The following is a 14,072-nucleotide window of genomic DNA, read 5'->3' as shown; positions in this document are numbered from 1 at the left end:
ACCCCATGGCCGATATCGCGCTCGTGTTCGGATGGACGCCGGCGACGATGAATGAATTCAGCCTGTCGGAGCTGATGGACTGGCGCGAGCGGGCGCGTGAACGATACGAGCGAAAAGACTGATGGATAACGCGCTGAAACTCCGCGTGATGTTCGACATGGTCGACAACATCACCAAGCCCCTTAAAACCATGCTCGCGGGAAACAAGGGGCTCGCCGCGTCATTGAAGGAAACGCGGCGCGAGCTCGCCGAAATGGGTAAGACGCAAAAGGCCGTCGCCTCGTTTCGTGAAATGCGCACCGGCCTCGAAGCAACCGGCGCGCAGCTCGCGACCGCGCGCGCCCGCGTGAAGGAATTGGCGGGCTCGCTGCGCACCATGGGGCCGCCGTCGCAGAAGATGATCGCGGACTTGCAGAGCGCACGCGAGGCCGCACGCGCGCTCTCGCAACAGCAAAAGCAACAGGCGCAGACGGTCAACGATCTGCGCACGCGCCTCGAAGGCGCAGGCATCAATACGCGCAACCTCGCGCAACATGAGCGCGAGCTGCGCACCAACATCGCGGCGACCAACGCGGCCATGAATGAGCAGGCCGCCAAGCTGCAGCAAATCAGCGATCGTGAGAAGCGCGTCGCCACGGCGCGCAAGAGCATGCAGGGCGTGCAGGGCTTCGCGGCGAATATGGCTGTGGCCGGCTACGCCACGCGCAGCACCGGCGCGCATGTGCTCGGCGACTTGCGCGAAACGCTCGACGAGTCGAAGAAAGCGGAGAACGAGGGCATGCGCATTAAGGCGCTCGGCCTCGGCGATCATGCGGCGGAAGACGCGATCAAATACGCGCGCGCCATGAAAATGTATGGCGTGTCGACGACCGACAATCTCACGATGATGCGAGACGCGCTCACCATCTTTGCCGACGAGCATCATGCGCAAATGGTCATGCCGACGCTCGCCAAGATGAAGTTTGCGAACGAATCGATGTTTGGTGCGGAAGATGCGCACGCGAACGAAGAGAAGTTCATGAACATGTTGAAGGTGATCGAGCTGCGCGGCGGCACCAAAGACGAAGCGACGTTCAAAGACGAAGCGAACATGGTGCAGAAGGTGCTCACCGCAACCGGCGGCCGCGTGGGCGGCGATGAATGGCGCAATTTCATTCAGACCGGTGGCGTCGCGGCGAAGCAACTGCGCAAAGACGCGTTCTATTATCAGATGGAGCCGCTCATTCAAGAAATGGGCGGCCATGCGGTCGGCACTGGTTTGATGTCGGCATACAGCAATGTCTATCAGGGAAAGACAACGGTTCGCGCTGCCAAGCAAATGATGTCGCTCGGGCTGCTCGATCCGAAGATGGTCGAATACACGAAGATCGGCACGCTCAAGCAAGTGAAGCCGGGCGCGCTGACCGGCGGCGACATGCTGAAGGCGTCGCCGCTCGAATGGCTCGAAAAGGTACTGCTGCCGAAGCTCGCGGCGAAGGGGATCACTGACCCGGATAAGGTCAAAGACATGATCTCGACGATTTTCACGAATCGCACGGCGGCGAATCTGTTCACGACGATGTACATGCAAAGTGCGCAGATTCACAAGAATGAGAAGCTCAACGCGGGCGCTGACGGCATCGACCAGCTCAACGCGAAGGGCCAGCAAATGACGACCGGGCGCGAAGTCGCGGCGCTCGCGCAACTGCGTGACCTGAAGTTAGAAATTGGCGAGAAGGTGTCGCCGCTCTATAACGCGGGCCTGCAGGCGACGGCGCTGATCACTGAGAAGGTCGTCGGATTCATGAAAGAGCACAGCACAGCAGCGACCGCGATCATTACCGCGCTAACGGTGCTCGCCGCGCTGCTCGTCGTGGTCGGCACGTTGACGATCGCGGCCGCCGGTGTGCTCGGACCGCTCGCGGTGCTGCGCTTTAGCATGACCATGCTCGGCATGCAGGGCGGGCTACTTGCGCGTGGGCTCGGCCTCGGCGCGAGCGCGTTCCGACTGCTCGGCTCGGCGGTGATGTTCGTCGGGCGAGCGATGCTGATGAACCCGATCGGGCTCGCGATCACGGCGATCGCGCTCGCGGCCGGCCTGGTCTATATGTATTGGGAGCCGATCAAAACATTCTTTGGCGGGCTGTGGGACGGCGTGCGCGCAACGTTTTCGGCGGCCGCAACATGGTTTGGCACGTTGCCCGCGACGTTCGCCGCTTTCGGCTCGAACATCATCGCGGGACTCGTGAACGGAATCACGAGCGGGCTCGGCACGGTCAAAGATGCGATCGTGAACGTCGCGAGCTCGACGGTCGGATGGTTCAAAGAGAAGCTCGGCATTCACAGTCCGAGCCGCGTGTTCGGCGAGCTCGGCGGATTCATCAGCCAGGGCGCAGCGCTCGGCATGGAAGACGAGCAGGGGCGCGTCGCGCGCGCGGCGAGCGGGCTGGCCGGCGTCGCGGTGAATTCATTCGGCGCGGGCGCGCTCGTGCGTCCGACCGTACCGTTTGACAATCGCGGGCCGCTTTCAGGCGGGACGGCCGCAGCCGGCGCGGCGGCCGCCGCGTCGCCGGCGATCATCAACATCTACCCGCAACCCGGCACGGACGCGCAGGCGATCGCGCGCGCCGTCGCCGTCGAGCTCGATCGGCGCGATCGCGCGAAGCAGTCGCGCCTCTCGTCGAGCCTGTCGGACAGGGGATAAGGAAAGCAGATCATGATGCTCTCACTCGGACAGTTCGTTTTCAGTCTCACGACTGCACCATTCAAAGAGCTGCAACGTCAGCGCAACTGGAAGCACCGAACGAGCTCGCGCGTCGGCGCGCGCGATGCAAGCCAGTACACCGGCGCGGGCGATGACACGATCACGCTTAACGGCATGGTCGCGCAGGACAATTCGATTGGCACGATCGCGTCGCTCGACGAACTCGCCAAAATGGGCGACACCGGTGACGCCTATGTGCTCGTCGACGGATCGGGCACGGTGTACGGCGCATTCATCATCGATTCGCTGAACGAGACGGCGACGTATCACACAGCCGAAGGCATCGCGCGCAAGATCGAATTCAATCTGTCGATTAAGCGCGTCGACGATGATGTGCTGTCGCTCTCGTCCGATGTGAAATCGACGACCGACGCTGGCAAGGCCACGGCGAGCGAAGCGTCGACGGTACTATCGGACGCGAAGAAAGTCGCCAACGTTGCGGCGGCCGTTATCACTGCGGCAAAGAGCTCGACCGTCTCGAACCTGAGTTCTGCGGTCGTCAGTGTGACGGACGGTGTCGACGCGAGCACGGCGAGTGCGGTATCGAAGGGGCTGAGCACTGCTAACGGACTTTCGCTCGCAAATGTGGTGTCTGCGGCGAAGGAAATTTCGCAGCTCAACGGTCAGACCGCGAGCAGCGCGATCGCGCTCGTGCTGACCAAAGCGGCGGCCGCAGCATGATGGACAGCACGCGCAAACAGCCGCAGGCGGACTATCGCATCACGCTCGATGGCCGCGATCTGTCGCGCCTGATCGCGCCTAACCTGATCAGCCTCACGCTGTCGGAGTCGCGCGCCGATGAATCCGACATGCTCGACCTCGTCATTGACGACACCAAAGACACATTCGCCATTCCGAAGCGAGGCGCGAATATCAGGGTGATGATCGGATGGGTCGGCGAGCCGCTCGTCGACAAGGGAACATTCACGGTTGACGAAGTCGAGCACAGCGGAACACCGGATATCATCACGATTCGCGCACGATCAGCCTCGATGACCAACGCCATGCACGAGCGGCGCGAACAGAGCTGGCACGGTCAAACACTCGGCTCGATCGTGCGCACCGTCGCATCGCGTCATTCGCTGAAAGCGGCCGTCGCCGAGGCGCTCGCGAAAGTCGCGATTGCGCACATCGATCAGACACACGAAAGCGATATGTCGTTTCTCACGCGCCTCGCCAAGCGCTATGACGCGGTGATGAACGTCAAAGACTTGAACCTGCTTTTCATGCCAATCGGCACCGGCAAGACGGCAAGCGGGCGCACGCTCTCTGAGATCGCGCTCACGCGTCGCGATGGCGATCAGCATCGTTACCACATTGCGCAGCGCGAGAGCTATGCGGCCGTACGCGCGCACTGGCATTCGAACGGGAAGGGCAAGCGCCAGTCGGTCGTCATCGGTGGCGAGAACAATCACAACGTAAAGGTGCTGCCTGAAGACTATCCAAGCGAGGCGGAAGCGAGCGCGGCCGCGCAGGCCGAATTCGCGCGCGTGCAGCGCTCGCAGGCCACGCTCGATTACACGCTTGCGCGCGGTCGCGCCGAGCTCTTTCCAGAGCTGCCCGTGACGGTGAGCGGATTTAAGCCCGACATCGACGACACGCCGTGGCTCGTGAAGAAAGTCACGCACACGGTCACTGGCGATGCAGGATTTATCACGGCGCTGGAGCTCGAAGTGCGCGACGATCCGACGACCGACAAGCATCGGTCGCATTTTCGAAAGAGCGGCAAGTGATAGCAGCTTTCTGGCGAGTTTGGGGCTTCACTCGTAACAGTCGAAATCTGGTCCACCAACATGCGCGTGACTGGCCCGGGCGATGTTGTCGAGTCGGAATGGAGAATTCGCGGAGCGCGGTGACGCAATTACCCCCACTGCATCCACGAACTCGCCAGTGGATCGTCGCGATCAGTTCCAGACAAGCAGTTGACGGAGCTGATATCGGTGGAGCGTTGGGCGTGTCCTGTCCGGAACGTTATCGGTTCTCCGTCAGCAGCGTTTCTAGACGGCCCAACGCTCGCAAAGGTTGACCTAACACTGCATGTGACCGGGCAACGTTCAGCGCTGACTGGATAATAGGCGAGGACGACTTTCGTGCATCGACCAAGTCAATCAGGAACAGGATCTCATCACGAATCTTAAAGCGGTCCGACACGTCTCCTACGACGATCAAGGATCGAAGACGATCGGCCGCCATGAGATATCCTGTGTATGGAAAATTCAACCATGTGTCCCGCATTCTCACCTCTGACGGTCCTGTGAACTGAGGAATGTTACGAAGGCCTTTGAATCAGCCGCATGATCGCGCAGCGATGGTCGACATCCGGGCGCGTGACATAAGCTTAGCAACTAGCGAATGAGTTATGCCCATCGAAGGGCGATCCGAAAAGGGGGGCATATGGACGATATTGACCACGAAGTGTCTTGCCTTGCTCTGGCCGATAAACGTATAAACGATGGGCGTCGGAGGGTCCTCGCTCAGGCTGAGCGGGTTCGGAATTTACGCGCAAAAGGGCTCGATGCAGTCTCTGCAGAACAACTATTGAGCGTGATGCGTCAAGTCCTTGAAAACTTCCTCGAAGCTCGGCAACTGATGGAGCGCTCGCTCCAACTGCGGGGAAGCAGCAGCGGGAAACTCCACCCGACGACAGATAAGCTTCGGTCGCATTTTCGGAAGAACGCTCGCTGAGCGGCGCGATTCGGTAAGGCCGCGCGCGCCGCGCGTGTCAGCGCCCGGGGTGCCGCAGACGCGGCATGAACTGCCAGAGTCCGAGTCGCGACGTGATCGACTGCTGTCGCTCGCGGGCTTTCTCGATGGTGCTCTCGAAGGTGCCGCGCAGTTTGGCGTCGCGCACCTTGTCGGCGACGCTCCACGCATGGACATAATGCTCGAAGGCGCGCGTGCTGGATGTGAATGCGGGTGCGACGGCCTCTACCCATGAGAAAAGGTCGTCGTATGTCACGACGACCTCGCCGAACAGATCGCGCATCGGGATCTCCTGACTTTTTATAGTCGTGTTGTGTGCAGAAGCTAAACGCGTACCCCGACGCGGAAATCGATCGATAAATCAGTTAGGCAGCAAGTGCAAGGGTGGAAGTTGTTGCGGATTCGCGACGTTTCTTGCGGTCGCGATAAGTTGACATAACATAAATTATCGGAGTTTTGTTTGTAGGTCCCAAGTGAGAAACACCGCAGCCATACCGCGTGTCAGCCGCCACGAGCCGCCGGTATCACCCGCACGGCCCGTAGCCAAACGATCATCAACTCCTTTTCAAACCCTGCCACGCTTCACCGTCCGGAAAGCGATGCCTGTCGAGCGACGCCGCTTTCATCTCGATGCTGTAGCCCGGTTTCTGCGGCGGCATGTATCGCCCATTGCGAATCACGACCGGATCGACAAAATGCTCGTGCAGATGATCGACATATTCGAGCACGCGATTCTCCAGCGACGCCGACACGCAAACATAGTCGAAGATCGAAATGTGCTGCACGTACTCACACAACCCGACGCCGCCCGCATGCGGACACACCGGCACGCCGAACTTCGCCGCCATCAGCAGCACGACGATCACCTCGTTCAGCCCGCCAAGACGGCAACTGTCGATCTGACAGAAGTCGATCGCCTCGGCCTGCAATAGCTGCTTGAACATCACGCGGTTCTGGCAGTGCTCGCCCGTCGCGACGCCGATCAGCGGACTCAGGCGCTGGCGGATGGCCGCGTGCCCGAGCACATCGTCGGGACTCGTCGGCTCTTCGATCCACCATGGATTGAACTCCGCGAGACGTCGCATGTTGGTCACGGCTTCGTCGACGTCCCATACCTGATTGGCGTCCATCATCAGCTTCGATTTTTCGCTGATCTCTTCACGCAAGATGCGCGCGCGCCGCACGTCTTCCTCGATGTTTCCGCCGACCTTCTGCTTGAAATGCGTCCATCCTTGCGCGACGCCTTCACGCGCGAGCCGGCGGATCTTGTCGTCGTCGTAGCCAAGCCAGCCCGCCGACGTCGTATAGCCCGGATAACCTTGTTCGAGCATTTCCTTCACACGTTCGCCGCGCGTCTTTTCATGACGCTTCAGAATCGCGATAGCCTCATACGGCGTGATGGCGTCGGTCACGTAACGGAAGTCGAGGCAACGCACGAGCTCTTCCGGCGTCATGTCGACGAGCAGCTTCCACACCGGCTTGCCCTCCGACTTCGCCCACAGGTCCCATGCCGCGTTGACGACCGCGGCCGTCGCGAGATGGATCGCGCCCTTGTCCGGGCCGATCCACCGCAACTGGCTATCCGACGTGAATTCACGCCAGAACGCACCCATGTTCGCGGTGATGTCCGCGAGCTTCTTCCCTACGATTTGCGGCGCCAGCGCATTCACGGCTGCCACGCAGATCTCGTTGCCACGGCCGATCGTGAACGTCAGGCCGTGGCCCGTGTGCCCTTCCGGTGAATCGGTTTCGAGCGTGACGTAGGTAGCGGAATAGTCCGGCGCCGCGTTCATCGCATCCGAGCCATCGAGCGAACGCGATGTGGGAAAGCGAATGTCCCTCACGGACAGCCTGGTGATCGTTGTCATATGAACGCCCTCCGAAAGCGTCGTCGACCAAGTCGAGTCTGCGATTTAACCGATGAAAAAGTCGCTACGTCCCAATCTTCGAACTAGGCATATGCACGCGTTGACAACGCCGTCGATGCTTTCTAGCATGCTAGCATCCATCTCGAAAATCAAGCGCCGGTGAACACGTCTCTCGATACAGCGACGACCGTCAGCACTCCCTATGATGCACTGCACAAGATCGGCAGCGGCGAACGCGGCAGCCTGACCGATGCAGTCGAGGCAGCGTTGCGGGAAGCTATCGTCACGCTGGCGCTGGAGCCTGGGATGATGATCGACAAACTGGCCGTCTGCGAGCGCATGGGCGTCTCGCGATTTCCGGTTTCCGCCGCGCTGGCCCGGCTCGAGCACGCAGGTCTTGTCGAAGTGTTGCCGCAGCGCGGCACGCGCGTGAAGCCCATCGCGCTCGAAGACATTCATCAGCATCTGTTCATTCGCAGCGCGCTCGAAGTCGAGACGGTGCGCGGCGTCGCCCGCATTCGCGAGGCCGCGACGCTCGACGCGCTCGCGCTCAATCTCGAACAGCAACGGATGATGCTGAAGACCGATCAGCGTCTCGCCTTCCATACGCTCGATCTCGCCTTCCACGAAATCCTGCTCGACGCGATCAACCTGCCGCGCGTGAAGGAGATCGTCGCCGTGTCGCGCAGCGCGCTCGATCGCGCGAGACAGCTTCTCGCGAGTCCGGAGCGCCTCGTCCATACGCTCGATGAACACGAACGCATCTTCGACGCCATTCGCAGCGGCGACGCCGACACTGCCGCGAAGGCGATGCACGATCATCTCGATCAGGTCGTCGCGGAATTGCGCCGTTCGGCGCAGGAACGGCCCGACCAGTTCGCGCCATAGCCGTTCGACGCACGTATGACAGGTCCAACGAAACCGAGCATTCATGCCACATCCATGACACCCCTCATCTCCGTCAATCAGTTGAGCAAGCGCTTTCCGGGCGTGCGCGCGCTGCATGAAGTGCGCTTCGACGTCATGCCGGGCGAGGTCCATGCGTTGATGGGCGAAAACGGCGCGGGCAAGTCCACGCTCATGAAGATTCTCGCGGGTGTGTATACGCGCGATTCCGGCGACATGTTCGTCGACGGCAAGCCGGTCGACTTCACGAGTCCACGCGAGGCGCAGGCATCGGGCATCGGCATCATTCATCAGGAACTGCAACTGATGAATCATCTTACGATCGCGCAGAACATCTTCATCGGCCGCGAGCCTCGCAAGCTCATGGGCTTGTTGCTCGACGAAGACAAGCTCAACGACGACGCCCGCGCGATTCTCGCACGCATGCATGTGAATCTCGATCCGCGCACTGTCGTCGGCACGCTCACGGTCGCGAGCCAGCAGATGGTCGAGATCGCCAAGGCGCTGTCCTTCGAATCGCGCGTGCTCATCATGGACGAGCCGACTTCCGCGCTCAACGATGCGGAAATCGCCGAGCTGTTTCGCATCATCCGGCAATTGAAGGAGCGCGGTGTCGGCATCGTCTATATCTCGCACAAGATGGACGAGTTGAAGCAGATTTCCGATCGCGTGACCGTGATGCGCGACGGCGAATATGTCGCGACCGTGAACACGCATGAGACGAGCGTCGAGACGATCATCGGCATGATGGTCGGCAGAACGCTCACCGACCTCACGTCGTTTCTCGGCGGCGCGCATCAGGGCGAAGTGGCGCTCGAGGTGCGTCATCTGAACGCCGGGCCGCTGGTACGGGACGTCAGTTTCAAGTTGCATCGCGGTGAAATCCTCGGCTTCGCCGGCCTGATGGGCGCGGGTCGCACCGAAGTCGCGCGCGCGGTGTTCGGCGCGGACCCGGTGGAATCGGGAGAGATTTTCGTCAAAGGCGCGAAGGCCGCGATCAGAAAGCCGAGCGATGCGGTGAAGCGCGGCATCGGCTACCTGTCGGAAGACCGCAAGCGCTTCGGTCTCGCAACGGGCATGGACGTCGAATCGAACATCGTGATGTCGAACCTCGGCAAGTTTCTCGCGGGCCGCATGTTCCTGCGCCGCGCGAAGATTCGCAAGACGGCCGCGCATTTCATCAAGCTGCTCGCGATCCGCACGCCCTCGCCTACTCAGCCCGCGCGCCTGCTTTCGGGCGGCAATCAGCAGAAGATCGTCATCGCAAAGTGGCTCGAGCGCGATTGCGACGTGCTGTTCTTCGACGAGCCGACGCGCGGCATCGATGTCGGCGCGAAGAGCGAGATCTACAAGCTGTTGCGCGCGCTGGCGCAGGAAGGTAAGGCCATCGTGATGATTTCGTCGGAGCTTCCGGAAGTGCTGCGCATGAGCGATCGCATCGTCGTGATGTGCGAGGGGCGCATCACCGGAGAGCTGTCATCGGGCGAAGCGACGCAAGAGCGCATCATGCAGCTCGCGACGCGGCGCGAATCTTTGCAAGCGGCATAAGCCGGACTTTCGAACACACGAGGTCAACTCATGACACAACCCACGGATACCGCGCCGCTCACCAACGAACGACGCATTGGCGGCCTGCGCGCGCGCGTGTTTTCGCCTACTGCATTGCAGAAGCTGCTGGCGTTCGCGAGCCTCATCTTGCTGCTGGCGTTCTTCAGCTTCGCGTCGCCCGCGTTCATGCAGATGGACAACATCCTCGGCATCCTGCAGGCGACGGCGGTCAACGGCGTGCTCGCGATCGCGGCCACGTTCGTCATCATCACGGGCGGCATCGACTTGTCCGTCGGCACGTTGATGACCTTCACCGCCGTGATATGCGGCGTGTTCCTCACCTACTGGCATTTGCCGATGTGGATCGGCGTGATCGCCGCGATTGTCACCGGCGCGATATGCGGAACCATCTCGGGCACGCTGACCGCGAAGATGAAGATCCCGCCCTTCATCGCGACGCTCGGCATGATGATGCTGCTGAAGGGCTTGTCGCTCGTCGTCGCGTCCGACAAGCCGATCTACTTCACCGACACCGAAAACTTCTACATGATCTCGCAGGACTCGCTGATCGGTTATTTCCTGCCGAGCGTGCCGATTCCGAACGCGGTGCTGATCCTGTTCTTTCTCGCGATCGCGAGCGCCATCACGCTCAATCGCACCGCGCTCGGGCGCTATACGTTCGCGCTCGGCAGCAACGAGGAAGCGGTGCGTCTTTCGGGCGTGAACGTGGACCGATGGAAGATCGCCATCTACGGTCTGGGCGGCGCGATTTGCGGCATCGCCGGACTGCTTATCGCCTCGCGGCTGAATTCGGCGCAGCCCGCGCTCGGACAAGGCTACGAACTCGATGCGATCGCGGCGGTCGTCATCGGCGGCACGTCGCTATCGGGCGGCTCGGGAACGATACTCGGCACGATCATCGGCGCGTTCATCATGAGCGTGCTGACCAACGGCTTGCGCATCATGTCGGTCGCTCAGGAATGGCAGATCGTCGTGACCGGCCTCATCATCATTCTCGCGGTGTATGCGGACATTCTGCGGCGCAAGAAAGGCGGAGCGTGACAGGGAGCATCAAAGCTCGCACGGCGAGCACAAATCGATAACCTGACCTTTGGAGGAGATCCATCATGCTGAAAAGAAGAATCATCGGCGCACTGATCGGAGCGGGCGCGCTCGTCGGCGCAACGAGCGCCGCGTATGCGGACGAGCCGTATATTCCGCTGATATCGAAAGGCTTCCAGCATCAGTTCTGGCAAGCCGTGAAATCGGGCGCGGAACAGGCCGCGAAAGAGCAGAAAGCGCGCATCACGTTCGAAGGCCCCGAAACCGAAGCGATGGTCGACAAGCAAATCGACATGCTCTCCGCAGCGCTCGCGAAGAAGCCGCAGGCGATCGGCATCGCCGCGCTCGACAGCAAGGCCGCCGTTCCGCTGCTCAAGCGGGCGCAGAACCAGAAGATTCCGGTGATCGCATTCGACTCGGGCGTGGATAGCGACATTCCGCTCACCACCTGCGCCACCGACAATCTCGCCGCCGCCGCGCTCGCCGCCGACAAGATGGCCGAAGCCATCGGCAATGCGGGCGAAGTGGGCGTCATCGTTCACGATCAGACGAGCCGCACCGGCATCGACCGGCGCGACGGCTTCCTCAATCAGATGAAGTCCAAGCATCCGAACATCAAGATCGTATCGGTGCAGTATGGCGGCGGCGATCATCTGAAGTCGGCGGAGATCGCGAAGGCGATGATTCAGGCCAACCCGAACATCAAGGGCATCTTCGGCGCCAATGAAGGTTCGGCCGCGGGCGCGGCTATCGGCATCAAGGAATCGGGCAAGAAGCTCGTGCTGATTGGCTACGACTCGGGCAAGGAGCAGAAGGAAGACATCATGTCGGGCCTCATGGCGGGTGCGATCACGCAGAATCCGGTCGGCATCGGCAGGTGCGTCGTCGATTCGGCGATGAAGGCGCTCAAGGGCGAAAAGCTGCCGAAGAAGGTCGATACCGGCTTCTACTGGTACGACAAGTCCAACATGAACGATCCGAAGATCGCCGCCGTGCTGTACGACTGATCGGCAAAGGACGGGGTCGCGCCCGTCCTCTTCTCTTCATGCGATCACGTCCAGGGAACGTGCACGCGATCGAGATTCCTGTCGAGCTGATACGCCGCGCTGATGAGCGCGAGATGCGTCAGCGCCTGCGGAAAATTGCCGAGCGCCTCGCCGCTCGTCGCCACTTCCTCCGAGAAGAGCCCGAGATGATTCGCGTAGGCGAGCATCTTCTCGAACACGAGCCGGCCTTCGTCGACACGTCCGGCGCGCGCGAGCGCCTCCGCATACCAGAACGAGCAGGCCGAGAAGCCGCCCTCGGTGCCGGGCAAGCCATCGAGCGTCGAGCCGCGCGTATAGCGGAAGATCAGCGGATCGACGCGCAACTCGCGGCCGATTGCATCGAGCGTGCCGATCCAGCGCGGATCTTTCGGGCCGATGAAGCGCACGAGCGGCATCATCAATGCAGAGGCGTCGAGCGTGTCGGAGCCGGGCGTCTGCACGAAACTCTCGATGTCGTCGTTCCAGAACTGTTCGTGAATGTCGCGATGGATTTCATCGCGCGTTTCGAACCAGCGCGCAAGCGGCGCGGGCAACGAGCGCTTTTCTGCAAGCCGCAGCGCGCGATCCACCGTCACCCAGCACATCAGACGCGAATGCAGCAATGCGCGCGTGCCGTTGCGGAACTCCCAGATGCCGTTGTCCGGCTCGCGCCAGTGTTCGACGACGTAATCGACTGTGCGCGTCACGTGACGCCAGCCATCGTAGGAGATGGCCGCGCCGTACTTGTTGTAGAGATAGACGGAATCGAGCAGCGCGCCGTAGACATCGAGCTGAACCTGCTCGCGCGCTCCGTTGCCGATCACGATCCGTCCCGGCACTTCGCCGACGAGACTCTTCAGCTCGCTTTCTTCGGGCGCGTCGGCGCCATCGACGGAATACATCACACGCAACTGGCCGTGCGCGCTGCAATCGCGGCTGCGCTCGGCGATCCACTTCATGAAGCGTTCCGCCTCGCCGGTGTAGCCGAGGCGCAGCAGCGCGTAGACGGAGAACGCGGCGTCGCGTATCCACGTGAAGCGATAATCCCAGCGGCGCGAACCGTCCTGCGCCTCGGGCAAGCCGAAGGTCGGCGCGGCGACGATCGCGCCGAATTCTTCCGAACTCAACATCTTCAAGGTCAACGCCGAGCGCAGCACGACTTCGCGATAGCGCCCGCGATACGTCGAACGCGACGACCATTCCTTCCAGTAATCGATGGTCTCGGTGAGGATCGAGTCGTGATTCGCGTCGATGTCGGCGAGCCCTTCGGCCTCGCCGAGCACGAAGCAGGCGCAAGCGCCTTCTTCCAAATTCAGCGTCGCGCATGCGCTCTGGCCGTCGATCGTAAGCGGCACATTCGAGCGCAGCCGCAACGACGGCGCACCGTCGTCGCGCATGAATTCGACGCCCTTCTCCACCGCATGGGCCGTGTGCTTCGCGCGCGCGTAATCGAAGCGCGGATCGCAGCGCACGTCGAGCGTCATGCGTCCGAAGACGAGTCGCACGATGCGCAGCACGCAGTTCGGCAACGCATCGGCGCGCGTCCCGTTCGATGCGACCGGCATCAGATCGAGCAGCTCGCACACGCCGTCGCCGGTCATGAAACGCGTGAGGAGCACGTTCGTTTCGGGCAGATACATCTGCTTGACGTTCGCGTTGGGCGCGCGCGGAGTGATGGCGAAAGCGCCGCCGCGATCGCCATCGAGCAGCGCGGCGAAGACCGTGGGCGAGTCGATGCGCGGGAAACACATGAAGTCGATCGCGCCGCAAAGCGACACGAGCGCCGCGGTCTTCATGTTGCCGATCATGCCGCGCCCGTCGACGGGCAGCGCGGCCGGTGGAATCTGCTCAGGATGGTGTCCCATCGCGAAGTGCTCCCGACGAGCGTGGAATGACATCGTCGGAAATCGAGCAAGTCATATTCCTGTCGAACGCGACCGCTACGATGCGTGCGACAAACGCTAGACAGTGCGAATCAGCGCGCGGCGGTCCGGTCGCCCGGTGCGGTCTCCGGATGCTTCGGCGCGTCGCCGAAAGCGGCCGCGCTCGCGGCGCCGTCTTGCGCGGCGAGCACGGAAGGCGTCGGCACGGGGGCATCCGCATGACGCGAACGGCCGAAGCTCGCGATATAGACCACAGCCGCCACGGCGACGCCCACCAGAACGGCCGCCACAGCCACGCCCGACGACTTTCGTCTCATTACTCCTCCCTTTCGGA

Annotated in this window: 11 protein-coding genes and 1 pseudogene; 8 read left to right on the top strand and 4 right to left on the bottom strand. The window is 61.7% G+C overall.

The window, feature by feature from the left end; translation table 11 throughout:
- Nucleotides 1–5: 5 nt before the first annotated feature.
- From QCE49_RS28965 to QCE49_RS28950, 4 genes and pseudogenes are all read left to right on the top strand, one after another.
- Entirely contained in the window at nucleotides 6–122 is a 117-nt protein-coding gene (locus QCE49_RS28965) for a GpE family phage tail protein (protein WP_250435769.1), read from the top strand.
- The gene (locus QCE49_RS28960; protein ID WP_250456757.1) at nucleotides 122–2,683 is read left to right on the top strand and encodes a phage tail tape measure protein; all 2,562 of its coding nucleotides are present in this window, start codon (nucleotides 122–124) and stop codon (nucleotides 2,681–2,683) included. Before QCE49_RS28965 ends, QCE49_RS28960 begins: the two co-directional genes overlap by 1 nt.
- A gap of 12 nt (nucleotides 2,684–2,695) precedes the next feature.
- Nucleotides 2,696–3,115 (top strand): annotated as a pseudogene (locus QCE49_RS28955) (phage tail protein); the annotation flags it as partial.
- Nucleotides 3,116–3,420: 305 nt separating this feature from the next.
- Nucleotides 3,421–4,476: a phage late control D family protein gene (locus QCE49_RS28950; RefSeq protein WP_250435767.1), complete on the top strand. Its 1,056-nt coding sequence runs from the start codon at nucleotides 3,421–3,423 to the stop codon at nucleotides 4,474–4,476.
- Nucleotides 4,477–5,465: 989 nt separating this feature from the next.
- Here QCE49_RS28950 and QCE49_RS28945 read toward each other — a convergent pair.
- Nucleotides 5,466–5,729, bottom strand: a complete 264-nt coding sequence (locus QCE49_RS28945; RefSeq protein WP_250435766.1) for a hypothetical protein — start codon at nucleotides 5,727–5,729, stop codon at nucleotides 5,466–5,468.
- Between the two features lie 271 nt (nucleotides 5,730–6,000).
- Nucleotides 6,001–7,314 carry an L-fuconate dehydratase gene (locus tag QCE49_RS28940; protein ID WP_250456756.1) on the bottom strand — a complete coding sequence of 438 codons (1,314 nt, stop codon included), beginning with the start codon at nucleotides 7,312–7,314 and terminating at the stop codon, nucleotides 6,001–6,003.
- 159 nt (nucleotides 7,315–7,473) lie between these two features.
- Here QCE49_RS28940 and QCE49_RS28935 point away from each other — a divergent pair, with 159 nt between their 5' ends.
- The 4 genes from QCE49_RS28935 to QCE49_RS28920 all read left to right on the top strand — a co-directional run bounded on the left by QCE49_RS28935 (nucleotide 7,474) and on the right by QCE49_RS28920 (nucleotide 11,837).
- Nucleotides 7,474–8,202 carry a GntR family transcriptional regulator gene (locus QCE49_RS28935; RefSeq protein ID WP_175979340.1) on the top strand — a complete coding sequence of 243 codons (729 nt, stop codon included), beginning with the start codon at nucleotides 7,474–7,476 and terminating at the stop codon, nucleotides 8,200–8,202.
- A gap of 54 nt (nucleotides 8,203–8,256) precedes the next feature.
- Nucleotides 8,257–9,768: a sugar ABC transporter ATP-binding protein gene (locus QCE49_RS28930; protein WP_175979339.1), complete on the top strand. Its 1,512-nt coding sequence runs from the start codon at nucleotides 8,257–8,259 to the stop codon at nucleotides 9,766–9,768.
- Between the two features lie 30 nt (nucleotides 9,769–9,798).
- Nucleotides 9,799–10,830 (top strand): ABC transporter permease, encoded by a 1,032-nt coding sequence (locus QCE49_RS28925; protein ID WP_008353353.1) that lies wholly within the window; start codon nucleotides 9,799–9,801, stop codon nucleotides 10,828–10,830.
- Nucleotides 10,831–10,895: 65 nt separating this feature from the next.
- Nucleotides 10,896–11,837, top strand: a complete 942-nt coding sequence (locus QCE49_RS28920; RefSeq protein ID WP_008353355.1) for an ABC transporter substrate-binding protein — start codon at nucleotides 10,896–10,898, stop codon at nucleotides 11,835–11,837.
- Nucleotides 11,838–11,881: 44 nt separating this feature from the next.
- Here QCE49_RS28920 and QCE49_RS28915 read toward each other — a convergent pair whose 3' ends face one another.
- Nucleotides 11,882–13,720 carry a glycoside hydrolase family 15 protein gene (locus tag QCE49_RS28915; RefSeq protein ID WP_250435764.1) on the bottom strand — a complete coding sequence of 613 codons (1,839 nt, stop codon included), beginning with the start codon at nucleotides 13,718–13,720 and terminating at the stop codon, nucleotides 11,882–11,884.
- Between the two features lie 110 nt (nucleotides 13,721–13,830).
- Nucleotides 13,831–14,055, bottom strand: coding sequence for a hypothetical protein (locus QCE49_RS28910; protein WP_008353357.1), 225 nt, complete (start codon nucleotides 14,053–14,055; stop codon nucleotides 13,831–13,833).
- Nucleotides 14,056–14,072 lie beyond the last annotated feature (17 nt).

Origin of the sequence: Caballeronia sp. LZ008 (assembly GCF_031451435.1) — a bacterium.
Lineage (GTDB): Bacteria > Pseudomonadota > Gammaproteobacteria > Burkholderiales > Burkholderiaceae > Caballeronia > Caballeronia zhejiangensis.
This window is presented reverse-complemented; position numbering and strand designations above follow the sequence as displayed.